This is a genomic window from Enterococcus sp. AZ196 (genome assembly GCF_050498845.1).
Lineage (GTDB): Bacteria > Bacillota > Bacilli > Lactobacillales > Enterococcaceae > Enterococcus_A > Enterococcus_A murrayae.
Map to the genome: position 1 here is coordinate 806,179 of NZ_JBIPAM010000002.1, position 24,403 is coordinate 830,581.

The window sequence follows — 24,403 nt, forward strand, 5'->3', positions numbered from 1 at the left end:
TTTTTAAACTTTTTGTGAAAGCGGTCGTTTCCGCTTTTATTCTAAGGTATAATATATCTAAAAGGAGTAAGGAGTCAGAGATGAAAATTTCAGAGATGAAAAATATTGGTGTAGTAAATGAAGAGAAGTTGGAGCAGGTTGGGATAGTTACCCCTGATCAGTTGCGGGAATTGGGAACAGAGGCTGCCTTTTTAAAAATCCGCCATTTGGTAGATGACGGGGCTTGTTTGCATTTGTTGTACGGCTTAGAAGGGGCGATTCAGGATATCCCTAAGCGTGAATTAAGTGAACGGCGAAAAGCGGAACTGCGTGATTTCTTCAAACAATTAAATTAGATTTCTTTGACTTTGCTTGCTGAGAGAAAGTGTTCGCGTTACACTACATACAAAAAAGGAAGTGGCCTTTTGTATCTGATCGCATTAGTGATTTTTGTCATCTTGGTCGGTGCGTATACTATTTTTATCTATCTGGCACGCCGCAAGCAAAGGAATGTGACACCGCTGATGGTGAACATTCAGGTAACGCTGAATCTGATCTTGATTGTCGCAGGTCTGATTTACTTGATTTTTGGATAAGAAAAGGAGGATGACGACTGTCACTCCTCCTTTTTTAACGAATAGAAACGATCTGGGCGCCAAAGGGCATTAAGGCTAAGCGAGCCAGCTTCAGTGATTGCGCGGCAAACGGAATTCCCACGATCGTAAGACATAGCACCACAGCGCTGGCCAGATGTCCAATGGCTAAGGGGACACCAGAAACAATCAACCAAATAATATTGACAATCAAATTTAACCCCGTTCCATGATAAACAATATCCTTGCCAAACGGAGCAAAGCTCAGACTGGCAAATTTGAAGCATTGCAGGCCGATCGGGATGCCGATAATGGTGATACACCACAAAACGCCGGCAAGACACCAAGTCAGCCCGCCGATCAGTCCGCCAAAGATGAACCAGATGATATTACCTAAGCAAGACATATTCCATCCCTCCATTATCCATAGTTTACCACTTTTTGCTAGATGCACCTCCAACTTAAGATGGAATTACATAGAAAAAAAGCGAAAGTACGCGAGAAAGGAAAAGCCGATGTTAGAAAAATTTGAACTGCTTTCTGTTGATCAGAAAACATTTTTACAGGCCTATCACTGGTCCTGCAAGGAGCCAAAAGCGGTCCTTCAAGTGACGCATGGAATGGCGGAGCACTTGATGCGCTATGAACCGTTGGCTAATTATTTAAACGAACGGAATGTCGCGGTGATCGGGCATGATCATCTGGGACATGGGGCATCTGTTGAGGAAAATCCGCAGGGTTATTTCCATGATGAAACCATCAAACATGGACTGGTTCAGGATTTATATCAAGTAACGAAATGGGGGCAGTCACACTATCCCGATTTACCCTTTTTTGTTTTAGGACATAGTATGGGATCGTTTGTGCTGCGAAATTACCTAGCTGAATATGGCGAGCAGATTGATGGAGCGATACTGGTGGGTACAGGGCAGCAGCCGGTGTGGCTGACTCGTTTTGGTCAAGGGGCCGCTAAAGTGCTGAGTCGATTTCAGGGGAAAAAGCACCCCAGCAGGCTGATCGATCAGTTGGCGTTCGGCAATATGAATCGCAAGATCTTCAATAAACGAACCGATAAGGATTGGCTAGTCAGCTTAGCTGAGGAAGTAGATGCTTACTTGGCAGATCCAAACTGCGGCTTTTTGTTTACCTTGAGCGGGTATCACGAGCTCTTTTCGCTGATTATTCGCGCGCAGGAGCCGGAGCTGTTAAAAAAAATACCGAAAAAGCTTCCGTTGCTGTTTCTCTCTGGTAAAGAAGATCCAGTTGGAGAATATGGCAAAGGAGTGATGAAAGCAGCCAAGGCGTATCAGGCTGCCGGTGTGGAGCAGGTGACAGTACAGCTGTACGAAAAAGCTCGCCATGAACTGTTGAACGAAACTCAAAAACTTACAGTTTTTCAAGATATTTGCAAATGGATGGAAAATATTTCTGAAAAATGATATTATTGTAAAAATTTTAGGTAATTGAGGGATCATATGAAAGCAAAATTTTTGATAGATTATTGCCACCAAGGTGATTGGGAGCCGCAAAACGGCCTGCGCCAATCACCGATTGATATCCAAACGTCTCAAATTGAAAGCAATGATACATTAGCTAAACTGCAAGTAAACCTTTCAGAAACGACCGCGACTTTTTTTAATAATGGACAAAATCTGCAGTTATTAGGAGCCGGCCAAGCCAGCTTCAACAATCGTGTGTTTAACTTTGTCCAAGTGCATTTTCATGCTGATGGAGAGCATCGCTTAGACGGCAAGATTTTTCCGTTAGAAGGTCATTTTCTCTTCCAATCAGCCAACGGTCAGCTGGCGGTTATTGGCGTACTTTATCAGGTAGGTGCGTTTAATCCCGATTTTGAACAGGTGTTGAACCAATATGATCAGGAAAAGGGGAGCGGCAGCTTTTCTGTTGCGAGCCTGATGCCTGAAAATAAAAGCTATTACCATTACATCGGCTCGTTGACGACTCCGCCGTTAACGGAAGGGGTCGAGTGGTATGTGATGCAAAACATTTTAGAAGTGTCGGCGGAACAGGTTCTGAGATTTCTAGCCATTCATGGAAGAAATAATCGAGTGTGTCAGCCAATCAATGAGCGCAAAATTTTAAGCTATAACGAATAAAGTCGCTGCCAGCTTTTTGGCAACGACTTTTTTTTGGTTTCTAAAGAATTAGGCAAGATAATCTTTCAATATGAAAGCAACACCTGAGTTCTCATTCGATTTGGTCAGTTTATCAGCGATTTTCTTTACAGCAGGTGCAGCATTTTCCATCGCGATCCCTCTTCCGCTGATTTTAAGCATTTCTAAATCATTTTCTTGATCGCCAAAAGCCAATACGTCGGCTAAGTCCATAGATAAATGTTTAGTCAAAAAGTTCAGCGCGGCGCCCTTATTGACCCCCTCAGCCATAACCTCCAGCCAGTATTTATCAGAGTAGGAGCTGTTGATCCGCTGCTTCTCCAGCTGAGAGCGCAGCTTAACTAATTTACTAGTGTCTCCATCAGTAAACGCCAGCTTGAAATAGCTGATCGCTTCCTTGTCGATTTGCTGCCAGAGCTCGTCAACTTTTGATTCCTTCAAATTGAACTGGGCATAGTAGGGGGTGTTGACTTCGTTTTTGTCCTGAGCAAAGGAAATTCGGTCATCTTGCGCAGCACGGCTGGCTACAACAGTTACTTCGGTTTTCATCGCAAAGGAAAGTGCAGTCTTCACTGTAGCCGGAAGAATCGTGTAGCTTTTTAAGACTTTTTTGATGTCGCCATTTTCGATGCGAGCAACATAAGCGCCATTGGAGGCTAATGTAAAGCCGCTCAAATCCAATTGTTCAAATACTTCTCTCGCTGATTGGATCGATCGGCCAGTCGCCAAAGCCACTGTTCCTCCTTGGCGATCAAATTCTTTTAATGCCCAAGCATTTTCTTCAGAAATATTTCCCTCTTTATCCAGCAGGGTACCATCAAGATCTATTGCTGCCAATTTCATCTATATCCGTCCTTTTTTGATTCATCTATCTTATAGGTTAGTCCAATTTTCAGAAAATGAACAATTAAACGCTCATGTGAATAGAAAAGGAATTTCAAATCAATAAATAAATTAAAACTTTATAAAAATTTAATAATCGATAAAGATCCCCCAAATATCGGGATTATTCGCGGTTTTTTTGACTAAATGATTGGGGTCTCAAAGCAGTAATTTTGCTTATTTCTTTTGAGGGGGCTAATCTGGGACTTGTAACCAGCTGTTATTAATAAATAGAAAAACTTGATGGGAGTGAAGGATATTATGTTCTCAAAAATTGAGGAAATACCCGTAGTCACAGCAGCAGATGAAAATTACGCTCCTTATCTGAGTGTAATGATCTCAACGTTATTAGATAAAACTGGAAGAAAAACACCGATTCGCTTCATTATCATTGATGATGAGCTTTCAGTATCGAGTAAGGAGAAATTGATTCAAACAGTGCATAACTATTCTGATGCGGCTGTTATTCAATTTGTAAAGGTCGATGAAGAAATCTACGAAGATTTTCTAGTCAGCGACCATATTACAACGACTGCCTACTTTAGAATCTCTATGCCGAAGATGCTGGCAGAGAAAAATTATCGAAAAATTTTGTATATTGATTCGGATACATTGATTCTGGAGGATATTCAGAAATTGTATCAGCAGGATTTAGCTGGGAAGACGATCGGCGCGATCATTGATCCAGGTCAAACCGAGGCATTGGAGCGCTTAGGCATTGATTCTGATGACTATTATTTTAATTCTGGTGTGATGGTCATTGACGTCGAGCAGTGGAATCAGCAGCACATTACTGAAAAAACAATTGATTATTTGAAGAATAATGGAGATAAAATCATCTATCATGATCAGGATGCGTTAAACGCAGTGCTTTATGAGAACTGGCATCCTTTTCATCCTCGTTGGAACATGCAATCGTCACTGATTTTTGACAAGCATCCTGCACCGACGAAGCGATACGATGACTGGTATAAAGAAGGGCGCAAGCATCCGGCGATTGTTCATTTTACAGGTCATGACAAGCCATGGAATACGCTGGAGGGGCACCCCTATCAAGAGAAATACATGGATCTATTGAACAAAAGTATTTTTATGGAGACGGTGAAGGTAAAATGAAAAAAGAAAAAATTACAGTAGTTTCAAGCTGCAACGATGCATTTGCGGAACATGTATCAGCACTTTTTGTTTCGATTCTAGAAAATGCTGAGGGGTCCGCAGCGGATTTTGATTTTTACGTGATCGATGATGAAATCAGTATTGCGAATAAACGTTTGATGCGTGAAACCGTCAAAGAATATGATGCGGCGCTGCACTTTTTAACGATTGATAAGAAGTATTTTGCGGACGCGGTGGAAAGTGACCGTATCCCGGAAACGGCGTATTATCGGATTGCGATCCCGGAATTATTCCGTGATCAGGATATTGAAAGAATTCTTTATTTGGATTGCGATATGATCGCGCTGGCGGATATCTCGGCATTGTGGGAGATTGATCTATCGGGTTATACGTTAGCCGCAGTAGAGGATGCCGGCTTCCATCATCGTTTAGAAAAAATGGCGATCGCCTGTGATTCAACGAAGTATTTCAATTCAGGCTTCATGCTGATCAATATGAAAACATGGCTCTCAGAAAATGTAACGAATCGCGTATTGCGTTACATTCACGACAATCCTGAGAAATTGGAATTTCATGATCAGGATGCGCTGAATGCGATCCTGCACGACCACTGGCTGCAGCTTCATCCAAAATGGAATGCCCAAAGCTACATTATGAAACGTGAAGTAGAGCATCCAGATCCAGAGGGTGAGAAGGAATATTTCCAAGCGCGCAGAGATCCTAAAATCATTCATTATTCAGGACATGTCAAACCGTGGAGTCCAGAGTTTACTTCCTCCTTGAAGAAATACTACGAGGAGTATGAAGATTTGACCGCCTTTAACGAGGAAGAAAATGAAGAAAAATCCTCAGAAAAAGCATCTTCAACGAATAAAACTGGGTTAGTAGGATAGACCAGTTGAATAATCAATAAGTAGGAGGATAACGAATGAAGGATAAAACAAAAAACAAGTGGGAACACCCTAAAAGTCGTTTTCACCACCAATCAGGCAAAAAGAATGACAGGCAAAAGGATAGCGCGGTTCGCTCACTGCTATTCAAGCTTTTATCCGTTTTTGTGATTGGTTTTATCACAAAAAAGCTCAACCAGCGGAAAAGATAAGCAAGTAATCAAGGGTCCAAGACAATTCATTTGTCCGGGCCCTTTTTTATGGTTAAGCGTCAGGAAATCAGCTGATTAGTTAAAGAAAAATTGCAGGTGAAGCTAAGTTTGGAGAGTAATTTCACCGCCTTCATGAAGAGGAAGGCTTCTTTTTGTATATGAGAAAATGATGAAATTAAATTAGAAATACTTATTATGTGGTTATTTATTGTAGAGAACATTCTTAATAATAAGCCGTTTAATACCGCCAATCCTTTATGTTAATTTGAAATAAACATTTTGGTATTGAAAAGGCCGTGACAAAAGGATTATTTTATGTGTGTAGATATCTCAAATAAAAATAAGTATCAATAGAGAAGGAGGTACACATGGAAGATTATGGGTTGAGCAGACGACAGCTCTTTACATTGACTCGCAAGACATTGGAAAGACGCGTCACTCATTATTATAAAGAAACCAACGACGGAAATGGCGCCATCCAAATTTTGGTAGCGCTTCAAGTACGAGATGAGCTGGAGGCGGCAGATTTTTCAATGCTGCTGAAGCGGCTGGTACGGCACATTTTTTTACAGACCCGCTCAACGGCTGCGATGCGTCGCTTTTACAGTTATTTTGCGGCCTATTTCGAGAAAAAGGAATGGCGGCTGTTAACGATTAAATTATTTCCCGCAAAAACATATATTGCTGAAAAAATACACGCGCTATACACCCAGTTTATTAAAGAGCCTTTAGCAGGATTAGCAGGTTCATGACGAAGAACAGGTGAGGAAAAAAAGGAATGAAAGGAAGGAAAAGCATGTTCACATTAGATGCAGAATTTGAAAACAGCAACGGTAAATCCCAACATTTGCGCTTTAAAAATGTGGATCCCACGAAAACGGGCGCGGAGATCAAAGCGTCCTTAACCAAGTTAACGCAGCTGAACCTATTTGAACGAAAGGGTGTCGGCTTATATAAAAAGGTCAAGCATGCGACTTTGATCGAAACGATTGAGACAGAGCTTTTTGACGATAGTCTGAAACCAGCGGCGGAGCCGTCCATACAAGCAGAGGAACCCGTACGCGCTGTGGAGGAAACGAGACCAGAACCTGAAATGGCCGAGGACGCTCAGCCAGCAACAATGCTTCAGGTCTCTGAAGAAAAGCCTGAACCCAATGTATTAATCCAAACAATTGAACTGCCGGCGGAAATGAATCCAAGAGAAATGTATCAGAGCGAAGCGCTGTCGATTATCACGGCCTGTGTGCCTGACGGATATACATTAGAAGATATTCAGATCGACGACACAGAACAGCCAGCCAAGCTCATTCTGACAGAAAGACGAAAGGTGGCGGAGTCCGCTGAGATCCCGCAGGCACCGCCACCTACACCAAAGAAAAAACGAAAGCGGCTGCTTGATCGTATCCGGAAACGAGAATAAGCAGTGTTCATCCCATCGAAAATCCAACGTTGGTATGGGGTGAAATGAGTAGTAGTGAAAACTTAATAAAATTTTTAGCTCGCTAATTTAGCGGGCTATTTGGCGTGTGCTATCGATATGTAGTCGCTTTTTTGCCAAAAACCAGCGTAATTGTCAAGCAGGCTAGTGATAAAAGGAGTGTCTGTTTTTACTTTTTCAAGGATAATTTTGAAGCATGGCTTTAAAATATAGTGATTGAACAGCTTTTGAGCAGATTTTATCAAGTGATCAGGCATATGTTTTCCGCCTTTGTTCCTAGAATGATACGATGAGTCCAATCATTGGAAAACAGCAATCTTAAAAGGCTTCAACTATGAGGAGGGAACAGAATGGTCAATTTATTGAAATTATTTGGGGTAGCCGCGGCATCCTTTTTGGTTTTAGATTTATTATGGCTGCTAGTATTTGCTCGGCGGATGTATCAGGAGAATTTAGGGCATTTGATGGGACAGACAAAAATTGTGCCGGCAGTGATTTTTTATGGAATCTACTTGATCGGGCTTCTCCTTTTTATCGTCACTCCTGCGTTAGAAAAGGGAAGTCTATTTTATGCCATCGCAGCGGGAGGCTTTCTAGGTCTTTTATGCTATGGAACCTACGACTTAACGAATATGGCGACCTTAAACAATTGGCCTGCTATGATCACGATCATTGATTTGATTTGGGGAACCTTTGTGACCGCGGCGGTTTCTGGATTTACGGTGTTCGTTGCGCAGCACTTTCATTGGAGGTAAATATCATGGAAATGAGTCAATCAAATCAGGCGATTGATCCAAAGGAACTGCTTTTTGCCTTCCGGCAAGGAGCGATTCAATTAATCAATCAAAAGCAGGTATTAAATCAGATCAATGTTTTTCCGGTATCAGATGGAGATACGGGAAGTAATTTGGCTTCTTTGATGCAAACTATTTTGGAAGAGACGAAGGAAGAAAGCAGCTCGGTCGTTGAAGTGTTTGAAAAGGTAGCTGAGGCTTCATTAGTAGGTGCACGAGGAAATTCAGGAATTATTTTTGCCCAGTATTTTAACGGTATCTACAATCATCTGCTAAAACTGGAGGAAAAGAGCTCCGTTCAAAGCTTTGTGGAAAGCGTTAAATCAGCGATCGGTGAAGCCTATCAGGCAATTGAACAGCCGGTAGAAGGGACAATCATTACTGTGATCCGTTCATGGGCGGAGGCGCTGGATGAAAGTGAGCAAGTATTCAGTCTGGAAAGCTTGCTGCCAAATGCTCTGCACAAGGCCAAGCAGTCCTTAGAGAATACGACCAATCAATTGAAAATCCTGAAAAAGAATCAAGTCGTCGATGCCGGTGCCAAGGGCTTTTATTTATTCATCGAAGGCTTTACGGAAGCTTTTTTGACCAAACAGCCAGCCCTTCATTTAGTAAATGAACCAGCAGATGGGATAAAAATTGAGCAATCACCGCAGGAGCATAGTCATACCTCAGAGCCGAGGTATCGTTATTGTACCGAAGTATTCCTTGATCAAGTGGCGCTGTCTAAGAGTGAATTGCAGCAGAAGCTGAACGCGTACGGCGATTCACTGATTGTTGCCGTGAACCGCGGCAAGGCGCGCATTCACATTCACACCAATCAGCCAGCGGAGGTCCTGGACTATTTGAGCAGTGTTGGTGATCCCATCCAGCAAAAAGCCGACGACATGCTGCTGCAGTATCATGTCAACCAGCAGCGCAAAGCACCGATTGCCTTAGTGACTGATTCCATCGCGGATCTTCCAGCAGAGTATTTACTGGAAAATCAGATTCATGTTCTGCCGATGAATATTTTGTTGGGGACGACTAGCTATCTCGATAAGCTTACTCTGCAAACGAAACAGCTTTTTGAACTAGCTAAAGGGACAGAGGGTCGTGCGACGAGCTCGCAGCCGACGTTGAAAACGGTCGAGAATTTGTTTTCCTTTTTAGAAACCCGCTATGAAGCGATCTTAGTCATCACTGTCGCTGGGAAATTAAGCGGAACCTATTATACAGTCAAAGAGGCAGCGAAGCGAAGCCATGCGATCCCGATCGAAGTCATTGATTCCAGACAAAATTCTGCCGCTCAGGGCTTACTCGTTATGAACGCCAATGAGTGGATTCAAGCGGGAATACCGTTTGCGGAAGTGGTGTCGCGAGCAGCAGAAAAACGCGAGCGATTGAAGATTCTGGTGAGTGTGGATGGGTTAGATCCGATGATCGACTCAGGACGGATTCCGCAGGCTGTCGGTAAGCTCGCTAAGCAGGTCAATTTGAAGCCTATCGTCAGTCTTGATGAGTATGGCGAAGGGAAATTGAGCAATTTTGCTTTTAGCCGCAAGGGGAACGAGAAAAAAATTCTGCGTGAGATGAGGAAGGTCAATCAAAAGCACAAAATCAAACGATATGCGATCATTCACGTCAATAACGAAGCCAAAGCCAAGCTGTGGGGCAAAAAGCTTCGCGAGCTGCTTGCTTTTCCGCCAAGCTATATCACGGATAGTTCAACGGTGATTGCTATGAGTGCGGGAGAAGGCAGTATCGCAGTTGCTTATGAATTGGGAGGAGATGAAAAATAATGATCGTTTGGACAATAATAATGATTCTGTTCATTTATTTCACCGCGCTGTTTTTTCTCGCGCAGGCGCTGCACAATAATTCGATTGTGGACATGGCCTGGGGAATCGGCTTTGTGATCGTTGCAGTGACAGGCTATCTCTTAATGCCGGAAAAAACGCTGGCGGCAACCGCTGTTTTGATTCTCGTAACTATTTGGGGGCTGCGATTGTTTTTCCATTTAGCGAAACGGAATATCGGCAAGCCTGAGGACTATCGCTACGTCAATATGCGTAAACGCTGGGGCAAGCAGTTTGCCAAGCTAAAAGCCTATTTGAATGTTTTTGTTCTGCAGGGGGTTCTCCTGTGTGTCGTGGCCTTGCCGATTTTCTTTGTCACAACCGGCACGGAAAAGGCCTTTTATTGGTGGAACTGGCTAGGGGTCATCATATGGCTGAGCGGCTTTGCCTTTGAAACCATTGGTGATTATCAGCTGACGGTGTTTAAGCGAACGGCTAAGAAGGGCGAGCTATTGACAACGGGTTTATGGTCGCTGACCAGACATCCTAATTATTTTGGCGAAGCCTTGAGCTGGTGGGGAATCTTTTTGATCAGCTTAAATGAACCACGAAATATTTGGGGAATGATTGGGCCGATCGCGATTACCTTGCTGCTTTTATTTGTTTCAGGTGTCCCGCTATTAGAGAAGAAGAACAAAGAAAAGCCCGGTTATCGCGCTTATGCGGATCAAACACCGAAGTTTCTTCCGTTTGTGGGGAAAAAGGGTTTGTAAATGAAGCTTTGCAGGCAGCCGAATTTAAGCGGCTGCTTTTTCTAAGTCCTTGGGCGGATGGCTCGCTGCCGATTTTCATGTATAGTATATAGTAGAGCTGAACCATAAAACTGTATGAGAAGGGAAGGATGGTCTATGCTGCTATGGGGGCTAATTATTATTTTAGCATGTATCATTATTTATCTTTTTCTGCCAGGCGGACCTGCTTGGAATAGCTATTTGGCGGATGTTGGCGATTCTTTTCAACAGGAAAAAAATTCTGAGAAGCCGGAGCTGATCACTGAAGAAGCGATCGCTCAGCTGCCGCAGCAATTAAAGAAATACTTCAAGAAGAATGGCTATCTCGATCGACCGTTGATGCGCAATATGCATATTCGTTTTGGAAACACCAAATTTCGAATGGCTCCAGATAAAGAACCGGTTTCGATTGATTTTTGCCAAGTCAACTTTGTTTATCGGCCGGATCGCTTCGCCTTTTTAAAGGCTCGGATGTTTGGCTTGCCAGTCCAGGTTAGAGACAGTGTGAAGGATGGCCGTGGAGCGATGATCGGACGAATCGCAAAGCATATTCAATTGTTTCACTCGACTGGACCTGAGATGGATCAGGGTCAGCTGATTACCGCTCTGGCGGATGCGGTGTTTATGCCAAGCTTGTTTTTACAGGATTATGTAGTTTGGCAAACACTTGATGATCGAAGGATTGAAGGGACGATTACGTGGAACGGTGTGAGTGCGAAAGGGCGTTTCACATTTGATGATTCTGGGGATATCGTTCGTTTCGATACCGAAGATCGCTACATGGATGAAAATGGAAAGGGAACCTCATTAGTTCCTTGGTTCGTCCTTTATGAAAATTACGAAAGCGACGGTGATTATCGCAGACCCGGATGTGTCAGTGTGAACTGGCAGCTGCCTCAGGGCGTAGATGATTACTTCGTCAGTGATCAAATCAAAGTCAGCTATTCAGTTGACCTCGCCGCGATCAAATAAAAAAGACAGCCGCGGCTGTCTTTTTTATTGTCGTGTAGGGAATAAGCTTGTCAGGTGTCTAGCTCGTATTTTAGTAAATAGTCGTGCTCTTTTTTGATCAGCTGCTTAATTTCCACTAAGTCCTCCGCAACAATACCCGGTATTTCAAGAGCATATGCACCGCAATGTGCTTTTGTCTCCTTGTCAGGAAACGGGAATGTATAGATATGTGTTTCCGGGTCGCCAGCGCAATAGTCACAGTTTTTATGTACACATCCGGGAGTTTTACTAGGAGATTTGATAATCGCTGCACGGACGGCTTCGGCAAGCTTTTGCGAATAATCTTGGCAGGCGGAAAATCTTAAAGCAAAAAAAGGAGACGAGTTTTTGCTTTTGATACCTATTTTAGCTATCTGCTTATTATGCAGGTCATGCTTGAAGGAGATATGAGCTCGCTCTTTTTTGGGGTTATAGCCGAGTTCAGACAAATAGACAACAATTTCACGGTATAATGCACCAGTTTCAGTGTCAAGCGTTAGTAAAAATGAATCGATCAGCTCTTTTTGTCTCTTTGTTTTCATTCCTCAGCCCTCCGGATAATTTTATATTAGGTTACAAACGAAAAAGGCAGCCGCGGCTGTCTTTTTCGCTTACAGCTCGTTTCATGAACGAAGCTGAACAACATTGTGAAACTTTTTAGTGTCCTTTGTGCTTTTCACGCTTCTTCGTCTGTCGTTGCTGAAAACGTTCCTCAGCATATGCAGCTTTTCGTTGTCGCCTTTGCGCTTTGCTCGCTGTTTTTGCTTGCTCGCGTAATTCGCTGATAGCAAGCTGTGCCTTGGTAGAAACTACCGGCTGGCGTTTTTCGCGATTGATTAGACGCTGCATCCGCTTAGGATTCATTTTCTTTTCAGACTTTGGCGCAGCGACGACTGTACCGGACTGCTCCAACAAACAGGGCAAGCGTTTAAAAATAAACTCAAAGACATCCCCATCCTTTGGCTCAGCACCAAAAACATGTCGGATCACTTGGTAATGGCCATCAGTTTCAGCTTCCACCAAGCCACACCAAAAACTGCCATCGAAGTAAATCGTCAACTTCATGATGACACCTCCCCTAAATAAATTTCAAGCAAGGGACAACCCAGGGAGGGCAGGTTACTGACATTTTCATGCGGCGGACTACCAACCGCCATGTGTTTTTATGCTCATCATTAGTGTACTAGGTTTGGCGGAAAAATTATAGAGTGGATTTAAATTTATAGTGGTGAGCAGAAAGGAACAGTTTAGATGGGAAATAAGGTTATTTGTTAAAAATTCGACAGAGTCATTCAATTATTATTGGATTCGGCTTGAAATAATCATTTGGTCAAATTTTTTTGTTTGAAAATGAGTATTTATTTGATATGATGCACCTATATTACTGTTGATGCGATTTAGAAATAATTGGCTGTTGCTTTTATTATTATAGGAGGACAAAGGATGGAAAAGAAACGGTATAAAATGTACAAAAAGGGGAAAATTTGGGTAGTAGCTCCGATCGTTTTTCTAGGAGTCGTTGGTTTAGCATCAGATAAAACAGTCGTCCATGCGGATGAGTCCGAAGCAGCACAAGTTCAGCAGGTGAGTGAAGAACTTCAACCATCATCAAGTGATCCAGCTGTCGAGTTGAAAACGACGGAGGCTGTTGAGGAAAATGAGCCGGACTCAAATGTAGTCGATAATGCTGAAGCGAAGTCAGGAGCTCAGGCTGTTTCTGATGAAGTAGCTGTTCCTCAAACAGAGCAGCTGCTAGAGGGGCAAGCAGAAGAGGCAGCTGCTGATACAAAAAATGGTGAGGAAGCCACGGAAGCTGTCACAGAGGAATCGCAAACAGAAGCTACAGTTGAGACGCAGCAATCAGAAACTACAACAAGCTCCGAAAGCGCAGCAACCACTTCGAAGGAAAAGGTTGATGTTCAAGCAAGTACACCAGCAGAAAAGCAGACAACTGCTTCTTCAACAAAAGCAACAACGCAATCTTCGGCGGCTGCCAGAGCCTCCGTTACAGCGAAAGCAGCTAAAATTGCCATATATCGCGTTTACAATCCAAATTCAGGCGAGCATCTGCACACGATGAATGCTGGAGAACGGGACTACCTCGTTCGCCTTGGTTGGCGCAACGAAGGCATCAGCATGTACGTAGATGGGACAGGAAATCAATTGTACCGCCTATATAATCCGAATTCAGGCGAGCATTTTTACACATTGAATGCCAAAGAGCGAGACAATCTGAAAAAACATGGCTGGCGTTATGAAGGAATTGCCTGGAAAACCCCGAAGACAGGACAGGCGATGTATCGGGTGTTCAACCCAAATGCACGAGGAGCAGGCTCCCATCATTATACGATGCTGGTTAGTGAACGGAATGATTTAGTCAAAAGAGGCTGGCGCAATGAAGGGATCGCTTGGTATACTGCCGGCGGGTCACAAACAGTCGCTTCATATATTTTGTTAAATGCACCATTCATCAATCAATATAGTGCCGGCTTCCCAATGGGATGTGAAGCGGCCTCGCTCTTACAAGCGCTGCAGCAAAAAGGCTATGCAAAAAACTACAACTTGAAGAGCTTTATCAAGGAAATGCCGATGTCGCCCAATAATAATCCTAATAACGGTTTTTCCGGCAAACCGGATAAAGTAGTCTCAAACATTTACCATTCTATTTATGCAAAACCGCTAGCTAATTGGGGAAATAAGTACGCGAAGGTAGCAGATATTTCTGGAGTATCTGTAGAGACGCTGAAGGACGAATTGCGTAAAGGCAACCCTGTCGTGGTTTATGTGACTGGAGATTATGCGGCTCCTCGGTACGGGAAATATTGGTGGGGAACAGGGATCGACAATGCCCATGTTGTAACATTGGATGGATTTAACCAAAATAATAATACGTATCATATCTCTGATCCAGCGAAAGGGAAGTATTGGGTCTCTGCTAGTAAATTTGAAGCTAGCTACAATCTGAGAAAATCTGCGGTGGTAGTGAGATAGGAAAACACAAATAATACTAAAAAAGCTCTCCTTGATAGACGAAGCGGTTGATAGCCGTTTGGTGGTCTATTGAGGGGCTTTTTTTGTTGGGAAGTTGGAGGACTGGCTAATTAGGAGTTTTGCTCCTTTTTATGAGGATGAGTTGAAATGTTCGAAAAGCATAGATCGATTTGACATTTCATTCATGTGTCTTTACTCTAAGGAGGAAGAGTTTAGTAAACAGTAAATAGGTAGGTGTAATTGATATGGCCAGTATTAGAGATATAGCAAAATTAGCTGGGGTTTCAGCTGCAAGTGTTTCCAGAATATTAAATAATGATGAAACATTTAGTATTAATGAGAATACCCGCAAGCGTGTAATTGAAATTGCGACCAGCTTGAATTACTCGAAAAATCAAAATAGAAAAAATCGCGACGTGGGAGATAAAAACACCATTGCACTCATTACACGACATCAAGCGGATAATGAGAAAAGCGATCCATACTTTATGTTTATTCGAAAAGGGGTAGAGTCAGAGGCTAAAAAATGGCGTTTAAAAACCTTTCGAGCTTTTTCTATGCGTGACAAAGAAAAGGATATTTTTCAGCTGAGCAAGTATGGCGCGGTAGTGGTCATTGGCGAGATGACTTTGGAGGCACTCGAAGAAATTCGAAAGATCAATTCTAATATCGTTTTGATCGATTCTTACTCTGAATATGCTGGTTTTGATTGCGTCCAGACAGATTTTGCACAAAAGACTCATGAAATACTGGATCTGTTAAAAAGTAAAGGACATGAGAATATCGCATTCATTGGCGGGCTGGGAAGCAGGGTAGACATACATGGAGAAGTTGTTTACTACAAGGAAGAAATTCGATCAGAAAATTATCGGCAGTGGATGGTTTTGAATCATTTAGATAACTACACCACGGTGTTGCAAGGGGAGTGGTCCCCTGGGGCGGGACTAGAGTTAGGAACCCAAATAATGAATATGAACCCTAGACCTACAGCCATTGTAGTGGCCAGTGATCCAATGGCTGTGGGCGTTTATAAAGCGGTGATCAATGCTGGCTTGTCCATTCCAGAAGACATTTCGATTATTAGTTTTGACGACATCGAGATGGCTCAATACATGACGCCCTCATTATCCACTGTTCGATTAAATTCTGAAGAAGTAGGCAAGATCGGGGTAGAATTAGTAAGAGGAAAATTACTGAATGTCAGAGCGATGCCTGTTCGCGTCGTTTGCTCCAGCGAGCTGATTCTGCGTGACTCTGTAAATGACATTAAGAATGAAGAAGTTTGATATTGTTTCAAACTTTTTTTATTTTATGACTTGTGTAAACGTTAACTAAACAATTATACTAAAAACAGTAAACGTTTGCAAAAAAATTAAGGAGTGTTTTAAATGAAGTTTTTAGACAAAATGGCTGAAAAAATAGTTCCCATAGCACAAATCATTGCTGACAATAAGTTTTTACTAAGTCTGCGTGACGGATTCATGGTGGCATTTCCTGCGACTATGTTCGCTTCGATCATGATCATTATTCAAAATTTTCCAACGACCTTTGGCTTTGCTGACAAATTACCAGAAGGGGTAAATGTGTTCCTAAACGACTTTTTTGGCCCAGTAGGCAACGCCACGATGAGTGTCGGGACCCTCTTCATTGTTTTTGGTATCGGCTATCAGCTAGCTGATAAATTTGGACAGCCAAAATTATTTGCGGGAGCCATTTCCTTGTCTTCTTTTCTAATGCTGCTGCCCTTCAGCAATCAAGACAAACTGGGTACGGTCATTCCAATCTCTAAATTGGGTGCAGAAGGGATGTTTGTCGGTATCGTTACCGCAATGATCGCAACGATCATCTACTCAAAAATCAGCGCTGCTGGTATCACGATCAAAATGCCGGACTCTGTACCGCCGATGATTGCTCAATCCTTCGTCGCGATCATTCCAGGAGCAGTTCCCTTGTTTATTTTCAATATTATTCGCTATCTATTTACTTTTACTAAGTGGGGAAATGCAGTTGATTTTGTTTATCAGATTCTTCAACAGCCGTTAATGGGACTCGGTGGGACTTTACCTGCGGTGTTGATCGCTGTCTTCTGTATGCAGTTTTTCTGGTGGTTTGGGATCCATGGAACATTGGTCGTGAACGCTGTAATCGATCCAATCATGAATGCTTTAGCGATTGAAAACTATGAAGCCTATAAGGCGGGAGCTACTGAGCTTCCTCATATTATCAATACAACATTTATGGGCGTCTTTGTGAATCAAGGTCTGCAGCTAGGCATTTCCATTACTATGGCCTTCTTTATTGCCCGCTCTATTAGAATGAAAAAGCTGATGAAGACAATCATCGCTCCTTCGATATTTAATGTATCTGAACCGATGACTTTTGGTTTGCCGATCGTGATGAATCCGATCGCATTCATTCCATGGATATTGGCGCCCTTAGCCTCTACAACTATTTCCTATCTCGCTATTTACGTGGGGCTTGTTCCGCGGCCGATTGGTGCCACAGTGGTATGGACAACGCCAGTCTTTCTTTCCGGTTGGATAGGTACAGGGTCAATCGCCGGTGCTATTTTACAGGTGGTAACCTTAGCGGTAATGGTTCTTATTTGGGTACCGTTTCTAGTTGTGATGGACAGAGAATATCTGAAAGAAGAAAAAGAGCAACTATCTGTTGAATAAATAAGAGCTGATTGAGAGTTTCGTCAATTAGTTGAGAAAGGGCACAAGCAATGAGAGTAGATACACTGAGTTACAACTATCAAATGAACGTGAATATAAAAAAAGTACATGAGGTCATTTTTAAGGAGCAGGAACAATATTTTCATTCAAATGGTTTTTTAGGAGAAGCCTTCATTGAAGGGGCGGAAATCACGCGAACGATGCCGTCAAAGCTTGGAACAACGAATATTCCCGCCTCAATTCAACTTTCGAAGCTCAGTGAAAACGAAATTGAATTGACTACTACCTATATTAAGGGGGGAATTGTTCAGCGATACGTGCTTAATGAGCTGTCCTATTCTAAAACGCAAGTGATTTATTCCGAGAAAAATGTATTTCATCAGCTGAGAAACCAGTATAGTTTCTTTTTTCTGGCAGTGGCCTATAAATTCTTTTATAACAGAGGAATAAAAAAACGCATGGCTTATTTAGAGAGTCAATGTAATGAAAAAGCGGGGGATGTCCAGTGATCGAGGTTCTAAATAAAGAGATGTTTCATCTCTATAATGAAAAAATCAGTTATGTGATCCATATTCTTCCCAACGGCCATTTAGGACATGCTTACTTTGGAAAAAAGCTTGGAACGATCACCAGTGAAGACGTCCGTTATCTGACATCAACAGAAAGCAAATCAGCAGGGACAGTCAAATTCAGTCAAACGATTCCTAATTTCAGCCTGCATGATCAGTATCAAGAAGTTCCCATTTACGGGACCTCTGATTTCAAAGAGGGAACGTTAAAGGTGGCTGAAGGCGATGACAGTCTATATTTAGATTTTCAGTATATTTCTCATACTATTAAAAAGGAGAAGCCGAGAAATTTAGCGGTTCCTGCTTCTTTTGCAGAGGATGGACAGGTGGAAAGCATTACCTTTTGCTTAGAGGATCCATTTAATCAATTGAGATTAGAGGTTACGTATTCTTTGTTTAAAAATTGCGGGACTATCGCTCGCGGTCAGAAGCTGACAAATTTAGGGGAAAAGAAACGAAAGCTTCTGCGTTTTTTAAGTGGTGCGTTGGATATGAAAAATCAAAACTTTGAGTTTTTACATCTTTCAGGTGCATGGCTGAAGGAAAGGCATATAAAGCGCCATTCGTTGACTCAAGGAACAGTCAGCGTTGGTTCCTTAAAAGGAGCGTCCAGTCACCAGCACAACCCATTCGTAGCTTTGCTGCCGAAGGGTTCTGATAATCAACAGGGAGAGGTCTATGCTGCGAATCTTATCTATTCTGGCAATTTTTTGGCTCAGACCGAGGTAGATGAATGGAATAATCTCCGCATGATGCTGGGGATTCATCCAGAGTGTTTTTCTTGGGAGTTAGAGCAGAATGCCACCTTCGAAACACCAGAAATGCTTTTGCACTATACGAGTGAAGGTCTCAACGGATTAATGGCTGAAACAAGTGCGTTTGCCGAGAAGCATGTCATTCATCCAAAGTGGTATCGCCGGAACAGACCAGTCGTTTTAAATAATTGGGAGGCCACTTATTTTGATTTTGACCATAAAAAGCTGCTGGCTTTGGCTATGGAAGGCAAGAAAATCGGCATAGATTGTTTTGTTTTGGATGATGGCTGGTTTGGTCAACGGGATAATGATCGAGTCTCGCTTGGTGACTGGTTTGAAGATCCTAGAAAATTTCCCAAGGGGATCGCTGCTTTTGGCAATGACATTCATGAGCTGGGCCTGCAGTTTGGTCTTTGGTTTGAACCGGAGATGGTTTCTCCGACGAGTGAATTGTATACCAAACATCCAGAGTGGGTAGTGAGACATACAGATTCTTCGCGGATAGCGATTGGTCGCGGACAGTATGTGCTTGATTTTTCTAATCCGGCAGTTGTTGAGAATATCTACGAGCAAATGAAAAAGATTATTTCATCAACTGATTTGGATTACATCAAATGGGACATGAATCGAAATATCACCCAAGCCTATTCTGCGTATCTGGCAGACAATCAAGTGAATCAGACTGAATTTTTTCATCGCTATATCTTAGGGGTTTATCGTTTGTACGAAAAGATTTTATCTGATTTTCCAGATATTTTGATCGAAGGCTGTGCAGGCGGAGGCGGGCGATATGATTTAGGGATTCTTTTTTATAGTCCACAGATTTGGCCGAGTGATGACAGCGATCCGATCGAGCGTCTAGCCATCCAATCAGGAACGCTATTGGGCTACCCATTGTCTTCGTTTAGCAACCATGTTTCAGCTGCGCCTAATCATCAGGTACGGCGCCAAACATCGCTAGAAATGCGAACGAATGTAGCGATGTTTGGACCATTAGGCTATGAGCTGAATTTGTTTGAGCTCTCTAAAAACGAATTAGAGCAAATAAAAACAGATATTTTGTTCTATAAAAAATACCAATCACTTTTAACCTTTGGCAGATTCTATCAGTTAACGGAAGTTATTGATCAGCCAAATGAATATGGCTGGGCAGTTTTTGACGAAGAGAGCAGAGAGGGACTCGTTTGTTTCTTTCGAATCCTAACAGAAGCAAACAGCAGCAACCGAGAATTCATCAAGGTGCCTTTTGTCCGGGAAAATAAACGCTACAGCCTCAATGGAGAAAATATATCTGGAAATATTTTGAAAAAAATAGGGATTCGAAAACCGTATCAGTTTAATAGTGTCAATGGGGAGATCGCACAAGTGGCGGGGGACTACCAGTCATTTGTTTATGAATTGCAAGAATTGTAGGCAGCGGTTCTGAGGAAAAGTGCCTGTTCAGTGATAGTGGAAAAGCCCATTCAATAATTTTAACCTTCGTGATTACTTTCATGAAGGTTAAAATTATGGCCTTTGCCTGGTTTTTATCTGATCTTTTTAAGTATGACTGATTTTTTATAAATAAAAGTATAGACATTTGGTAGTTCAGTATATATAATATAGGTGAATTGGAGGGGATGAGATGTTAGGAGCCATTGAGGCAGGCGGAACGAAAATAATCTGTGCTATAGCGGATGAAAATAATGTAACCGAAATCATTGACGAGGAAATCATTGAGACTGGTGACCCTACACGCAATGTAGAGGCCATCATACAGTTTTTCACTGCTCATCCAGTACAGGCGATCGGGGTAGGTTCCTTTGGTCCGATCGATGTGGATCGTCACTCTGAAACATATGGGTACATTACCAACACCCCTAAGTCAGGGTGGAAAAATTTTGACTTTTTGGGTGCGCTAAAAAAATTGGCTGTACCTATTTATTGGACCACAGATGTAAATGCTGCTGCATTTGGCGAAATGGCGTATGGTGCGGCGAGACAGACCAAAAATTCTGTTTATCTGACAGTTGGGACTGGCGTAGGCGGCGGAGTGATTCTTAATAATGAGATTTTACCGGGAAAAAAGCACTTAGAGATTGGGCATATTTCGATTGCCAGAAGATCCGGCGATTCCTTTGAAGGTGTCTGTCCTTACCATGACGATTGCCTGGAAGGATTAGTATCAGGTCCAGCGATTTATAAAAGGACGGGGATCAAGGGTACAGAGATTGGTCCAGAGGCTGCTGTTTGGGATACGGTCGCTTATTATCTTGCTGAGAGCTGTGTGAACTATGCGCTGTCCTTTGCTCCTGAGGTAATTGTTTTAGGCGGCGGAGTCATGCATCAGAAACAGCTGTTTCCCTTCATTCGGAATTATTATTTGCAAGTGATGAATGAGTATATGCCTGTCGCGGATTTAGAGAGCTTTATTGTTCACAGCGAGTTGAATAATCGAGCGGGAATCATCGGCGGATTGGCATTAGCGAAAAAAGTTTTAGGAGGAGAATAATCAATGCATATTAAATTTCCAACCGATTTTTGGTGGGGAGCCGCAACATCAGGCCCTCAATCAGAAGGACGGTTCAACAAGAAGCATGCCAACATGTTTGACCACTGGTACGATATTGAACCAGAAGCGTTTTACGATCAGGTAGGACCGAATCTTGCGTCCAATTTTTACAATGACTATAAAGAGGACATTCGTCTGATGAAGGAGATCGGCTTAAATTCCGTTCGGACATCGATCCAGTGGACGCGGTTGATTGATGATTTTGAAACCGCTACATTGAATGAAAAAAATGTGGCATTTTACAATGATGTGATCGATGAGTTTATTAAAAATGGGATCAAGCCAGTAATCAACTTGCATCACTTTGATTTACCGGTGGAGCTCTATCATAAATATGGCGGCTGGGAATCCAAGCATGTGGTTGAGCTGTTCGTCAAATTTGCGGAGCAGTGCTTCAAATTGTTTAGCGATCGTGTGACGGACTGGTTTACCTTCAATGAACCAATGGTAGTTGTCGAAGGTGAGTACCTGCATCAATTCCATTATCCGAATCTAGTAGATGGAAAAAAAGCTGTTCAGGTAGCCTACAATATTCAGCTGGCTTCGTCTAAAGCGATCGCTTGCTTCAAAAAGGTGAACCAAAACGAAGCAGGTCGGATCGGGATCATCCTGAACTTGACTCCTGCTTATCCAGCAAGTCAAAATGCGGCGGATTTAGCAGCGGCTGAGTTCGCGGATTTATGGCTGAATCAATTGTATATGAACGCGTCAACTCTAGGAGCCTTTCCAGCGAAATTAACAGAGAGGCTGGCAGAAGACGGAGTGCTCTGGGAGACCAGCGAAGAAGAGCTAGAAATCATCAAAAACAATCCAATCGATTATTTAGGCGTGAATTTCTATCATCCTCATCGTGTGAAAGCACCAGAGGTTTCTCCAAATAGTTTAGCGGTAGATTGGCTGCCAGAAAAATATTTTGAAGAATACCAAATGCCGGGAAGACGAATGAATGTCGATAAAGGCTGGGAAATTTATCCGAAAGCTATCTATGATATCGCGGTCAATATTCGTGATAATTACAATAATATTGAATGGTTTGTGTCAGAAAACGGGATGGGCGTTTCACGAGAAGAGCGCTATTTAAATAAACAAGGGATGATTGAGGACGATTACCGCATCCAGTTTATTCAGGAGCATCTTTATTGGCTGCATAGAGGGATGGAAGAGGGCTCTAACTGCTTCGGCTACCATCTATGGACCCCAATCGATTGCTGGTCATGGAAAAATGCGTACCGCAATCGCTATGGTTTTATTTCGACCGATATCAGAACACAAATAAAAACCATCAAGAAATCCGGTTACTGGTTTAAAAATGTCGCCGATACAAGTGAAGTTGAGTTAACAGAAAAATTAGTGGATCAATTAAACAAATAATAGGAGGAAATCGATCATGAAAACAATTATGTTAGTTTGTTCAGCAGGGATGAGTACTAGTTTATTGGTTACAAAGATGGAAACAGCCGCGAAGGAAGAAAACTTTGAGGCAGATATCTTCGCTGTTTCTGCGACAGAAGCCAATGGCATTTTAGCTGAAAAGGACGTGGATGTTTTATTATTAGGACCGCAAGTCCGCTTTATGCTGAAGCAATTTGAAGATAAGGTTGCGGACAAGGGAATTCCAGTATCTGTCATCGATATGGCTGACTACGGAATGATGAATGGTCAGAAGGTCTTGCAAGAAGCGAAAAAGCTGATGGGTCTATAAGGAGGACATTCGATGGAACAACAAAATTTAGAAGCGATCATGGGCTTGATCGTTCACGCGGGAAACGCAAAAAGTGATGCAGTGGAAGCAATCCAAGCGGCAAAACAGTCAGATTTTTCAGAAGCAGAAGAGAAAATTACCGCAGCAGAAAATGCATTAGTAGAAGCACATCATGCGCAAACAGGACTACTTACTCAAGAAGCGCAAGGCAACAATATGGAAGTGACTCTTCTAGCTGTTCATAGCCAGGATCACTTGATGACATCGATTGCCTTCACTGATTTGGCTAAGGAAATTGTAGATATCTACAAACGAATCGGATAGTAAAAATGGCCTTTTTGATAAAAACGAGGGATGAATCTTTGGGATTTATGTCTCGTTTTTTTCTGTGAAAGTATGCATCTATATCAGCTAAGCATTAGACTATTCTGAGTTATTAGTATAGACCAAGCAAGAGCGTCTGCGCTATAATAATGAAGACAAGAGGAGGTTTTTGCGTTGAAAAAGTATATACATATTTCAAATGATATTAAAAATAAAATCGTTGATGGAACATTTAAAGCCAACGATAAGCTGCCCTCAGAAAAGGAGCTGGGCGTCGAATACGATGCCAGCAAAATGACAGTAAAGCAAGCGCTGGACATTCTTGTAGCGGAAGGCTTGATCATTAAACGACGAGGGGCTGGGACATTCATCAAGGATCTGTCAACGACAGAGCTGAAGCGGGTCTCTCTCACCAATCAGTTCAGAGGAAAAACCGCAGAGCATCCTCAAAATGAGGTCACTAGTAAAGTTTTAAATTTTTCCGTCATCCAGCCAGATGAAAAAATTCAGGACAAATTGAATATTTCCGAAGATGACTTTGTTTATTTTATCTACCGTGTCCGCTATGTAGATGGTATTCCTAATGCGATTGAGGAAACCTATATGCCTATTAATCTGATCATGAATTTGAAGCTAAAGCATGTAAAGCAATCGATTTATGATTATATCGAAAGTGAGCTGGGGCTGGTCATCCAAAGCGCTCACCGAATCATTACGGTGAGAGGGGCGACGGAAGCCGAAGCGGCTGAGCTGCAGATGCAGCCTCATGAGCCTGTGGGGATTGCAGAGCAGGTAGGCTATTTGTCCAGCGGCGCCGCCTTTGAATATTCAACGACAACGCATCACTATAATTACTTTAAAGCAGAATTGGTATTAACTAAATAAGGATGTCGAAAATGGAAAAAACTCTGTGATTAAGCTGTCTACGCTGCTTGATCGCGGAGTTCTTTTTTTGCAAAACGATGGATGGGTGATAATTTTTTATATAGTACAAACTATATTCTGTAAAAATCTATACTTTTTATTTAAAAGTGTAGATATCAGTCGTATGTCGTGCTATGATAGGAATGTAATCGATTACTTAAGCTGCGAAATCTATCTATTCGTTGAGGCGAATGATCGTCATTGTTTTTCGTTGCAGAATCACTTGACGGCTTTTTTAAACGTTGACCATAATAGAGAATTTTTAAGAAGGATGGGCATAGTTCTCATACTTTTTTCAATAAAGGAGAGGT

Annotated in this window: 27 protein-coding genes; 23 read left to right on the forward strand and 4 right to left on the reverse strand. The window is 42.4% G+C overall.

The window, feature by feature from the left end:
- The first annotated feature begins 80 nt into the window (after nt 1-80).
- Nucleotides 81-335: a TfoX/Sxy family DNA transformation protein gene (locus IGI67_RS21490; RefSeq protein WP_088935340.1), complete on the forward strand. Its 255-nt coding sequence runs from the start codon at nt 81-83 to the stop codon at nt 333-335.
- A gap of 69 nt (nt 336-404) precedes the next feature.
- A complete protein-coding gene (locus IGI67_RS21495) occupies nt 405-575 on the forward strand; it encodes a hypothetical protein (RefSeq protein ID WP_207108474.1) in 171 nt (56 codons plus the stop codon).
- A gap of 34 nt (nt 576-609) precedes the next feature.
- Here IGI67_RS21495 and IGI67_RS21500 read toward each other — a convergent pair whose 3' ends face one another.
- Nucleotides 610-978, reverse strand: a complete 369-nt coding sequence (locus tag IGI67_RS21500) for a YccF domain-containing protein (protein ID WP_207108475.1) — start codon at nt 976-978, stop codon at nt 610-612.
- A gap of 109 nt (nt 979-1,087) precedes the next feature.
- Here IGI67_RS21500 and IGI67_RS21505 point away from each other — a divergent pair, with 109 nt between their 5' ends.
- Nucleotides 1,088-2,011 carry an alpha/beta fold hydrolase gene (locus IGI67_RS21505; protein WP_429959213.1) on the forward strand — a complete coding sequence of 308 codons (924 nt, stop codon included), beginning with the start codon at nt 1,088-1,090 and terminating at the stop codon, nt 2,009-2,011.
- A gap of 36 nt (nt 2,012-2,047) precedes the next feature.
- Nucleotides 2,048-2,689, forward strand: coding sequence for a carbonic anhydrase family protein (locus IGI67_RS21510; RefSeq protein WP_429959214.1), 642 nt, complete (start codon nt 2,048-2,050; stop codon nt 2,687-2,689).
- 48 nt (nt 2,690-2,737) lie between these two features.
- On the opposite strand, the gene IGI67_RS21515 is transcribed toward IGI67_RS21510, so the two are convergent.
- Entirely contained in the window at nt 2,738-3,550 is an 813-nt protein-coding gene (locus tag IGI67_RS21515) for an HAD family hydrolase (RefSeq protein ID WP_429959215.1), read from the reverse strand.
- Nucleotides 3,551-3,850: 300 nt separating this feature from the next.
- Between IGI67_RS21515 and IGI67_RS21520 the strand changes: the two genes are divergently transcribed.
- From IGI67_RS21520 to IGI67_RS21560, 9 genes are all read left to right on the forward strand, one after another.
- Nucleotides 3,851-4,705: a glycosyltransferase family 8 protein gene (locus IGI67_RS21520; protein ID WP_207108479.1), complete on the forward strand. Its 855-nt coding sequence runs from the start codon at nt 3,851-3,853 to the stop codon at nt 4,703-4,705.
- The gene (locus IGI67_RS21525; RefSeq protein ID WP_429959216.1) at nt 4,702-5,598 is read left to right on the forward strand and encodes a glycosyltransferase family 8 protein; all 897 of its coding nucleotides are present in this window, start codon (nt 4,702-4,704) and stop codon (nt 5,596-5,598) included. The genes IGI67_RS21520 and IGI67_RS21525 overlap by 4 nt, the downstream gene beginning before the upstream one ends.
- Before the next feature lie 35 nt (nt 5,599-5,633).
- Nucleotides 5,634-5,807: a hypothetical protein gene (locus IGI67_RS21530; RefSeq protein ID WP_207108481.1), complete on the forward strand. Its 174-nt coding sequence runs from the start codon at nt 5,634-5,636 to the stop codon at nt 5,805-5,807.
- A 368-nt stretch (nt 5,808-6,175) separates the two neighbouring features.
- On the forward strand, nt 6,176-6,559 hold the full coding sequence (locus tag IGI67_RS21535) for a hypothetical protein (protein ID WP_207108482.1): 384 nt from the start codon (nt 6,176-6,178) through the stop codon (nt 6,557-6,559).
- Nucleotides 6,560-6,603: 44 nt separating this feature from the next.
- The gene (locus IGI67_RS21540) at nt 6,604-7,227 is read left to right on the forward strand and encodes a DUF2922 domain-containing protein (RefSeq protein WP_429959217.1); all 624 of its coding nucleotides are present in this window, start codon (nt 6,604-6,606) and stop codon (nt 7,225-7,227) included.
- 368 nt (nt 7,228-7,595) lie between these two features.
- Entirely contained in the window at nt 7,596-8,000 is a 405-nt protein-coding gene (locus IGI67_RS21545; RefSeq protein WP_429959218.1) for a DUF2177 family protein, read from the forward strand.
- 5 nt (nt 8,001-8,005) lie between these two features.
- Nucleotides 8,006-9,820, forward strand: coding sequence for a DegV family EDD domain-containing protein (locus IGI67_RS21550; protein ID WP_429959219.1), 1,815 nt, complete (start codon nt 8,006-8,008; stop codon nt 9,818-9,820).
- Complete coding sequence (locus IGI67_RS21555; RefSeq protein ID WP_207108486.1) at nt 9,820-10,590, forward strand: DUF1295 domain-containing protein; 771 nt, start codon at nt 9,820-9,822, stop codon at nt 10,588-10,590. The genes IGI67_RS21550 and IGI67_RS21555 overlap by 1 nt, the downstream gene beginning before the upstream one ends.
- A gap of 135 nt (nt 10,591-10,725) precedes the next feature.
- The gene (locus IGI67_RS21560; protein WP_429959220.1) at nt 10,726-11,580 is read left to right on the forward strand and encodes a DUF6544 family protein; all 855 of its coding nucleotides are present in this window, start codon (nt 10,726-10,728) and stop codon (nt 11,578-11,580) included.
- A 50-nt stretch (nt 11,581-11,630) separates the two neighbouring features.
- Here the strand turns inward: IGI67_RS21560 and IGI67_RS21565 are convergent, their stop codons facing one another.
- Nucleotides 11,631-12,140, reverse strand: coding sequence for a hypothetical protein (locus IGI67_RS21565; protein ID WP_429959221.1), 510 nt, complete (start codon nt 12,138-12,140; stop codon nt 11,631-11,633).
- 115 nt (nt 12,141-12,255) lie between these two features.
- On the reverse strand, nt 12,256-12,663 hold the full coding sequence (locus tag IGI67_RS21570; RefSeq protein WP_429959222.1) for a YjdF family protein: 408 nt from the start codon (nt 12,661-12,663) through the stop codon (nt 12,256-12,258).
- 378 nt (nt 12,664-13,041) lie between these two features.
- Between IGI67_RS21570 and IGI67_RS21575 the strand changes: the two genes are divergently transcribed.
- The 10 genes from IGI67_RS21575 to IGI67_RS21620 all read left to right on the forward strand — a co-directional run bounded on the left by IGI67_RS21575 (nt 13,042) and on the right by IGI67_RS21620 (nt 24,053).
- Nucleotides 13,042-14,589, forward strand: a complete 1,548-nt coding sequence (locus IGI67_RS21575) for a C39 family peptidase (RefSeq protein ID WP_429959223.1) — start codon at nt 13,042-13,044, stop codon at nt 14,587-14,589.
- Between the two features lie 245 nt (nt 14,590-14,834).
- Nucleotides 14,835-15,875: a LacI family DNA-binding transcriptional regulator gene (locus IGI67_RS21580; RefSeq protein WP_429959224.1), complete on the forward strand. Its 1,041-nt coding sequence runs from the start codon at nt 14,835-14,837 to the stop codon at nt 15,873-15,875.
- Nucleotides 15,876-15,977: 102 nt separating this feature from the next.
- Nucleotides 15,978-17,267, forward strand: a complete 1,290-nt coding sequence (locus tag IGI67_RS21585; protein ID WP_207108491.1) for a PTS sugar transporter subunit IIC — start codon at nt 15,978-15,980, stop codon at nt 17,265-17,267.
- Between the two features lie 50 nt (nt 17,268-17,317).
- A complete protein-coding gene (locus tag IGI67_RS21590; RefSeq protein WP_429959225.1) occupies nt 17,318-17,776 on the forward strand; it encodes a hypothetical protein in 459 nt (152 codons plus the stop codon).
- Nucleotides 17,773-20,004: an alpha-galactosidase gene (locus IGI67_RS21595; RefSeq protein ID WP_429959226.1), complete on the forward strand. Its 2,232-nt coding sequence runs from the start codon at nt 17,773-17,775 to the stop codon at nt 20,002-20,004. Before IGI67_RS21590 ends, IGI67_RS21595 begins: the two co-directional genes overlap by 4 nt.
- A gap of 211 nt (nt 20,005-20,215) precedes the next feature.
- A complete protein-coding gene (locus IGI67_RS21600; protein ID WP_429959227.1) occupies nt 20,216-21,082 on the forward strand; it encodes an ROK family protein in 867 nt (288 codons plus the stop codon).
- A gap of 3 nt (nt 21,083-21,085) precedes the next feature.
- Nucleotides 21,086-22,513, forward strand: a complete 1,428-nt coding sequence (locus tag IGI67_RS21605) for a glycoside hydrolase family 1 protein (RefSeq protein WP_429959228.1) — start codon at nt 21,086-21,088, stop codon at nt 22,511-22,513.
- A 16-nt stretch (nt 22,514-22,529) separates the two neighbouring features.
- The gene (locus tag IGI67_RS21610) at nt 22,530-22,844 is read left to right on the forward strand and encodes a PTS sugar transporter subunit IIB (protein ID WP_207108726.1); all 315 of its coding nucleotides are present in this window, start codon (nt 22,530-22,532) and stop codon (nt 22,842-22,844) included.
- 12 nt (nt 22,845-22,856) lie between these two features.
- Nucleotides 22,857-23,168: a PTS lactose/cellobiose transporter subunit IIA gene (locus IGI67_RS21615; RefSeq protein WP_429959229.1), complete on the forward strand. Its 312-nt coding sequence runs from the start codon at nt 22,857-22,859 to the stop codon at nt 23,166-23,168.
- A 174-nt stretch (nt 23,169-23,342) separates the two neighbouring features.
- Nucleotides 23,343-24,053: a GntR family transcriptional regulator gene (locus IGI67_RS21620; protein ID WP_429959230.1), complete on the forward strand. Its 711-nt coding sequence runs from the start codon at nt 23,343-23,345 to the stop codon at nt 24,051-24,053.
- Nucleotides 24,054-24,403: the final 350 nt, after the last annotated feature.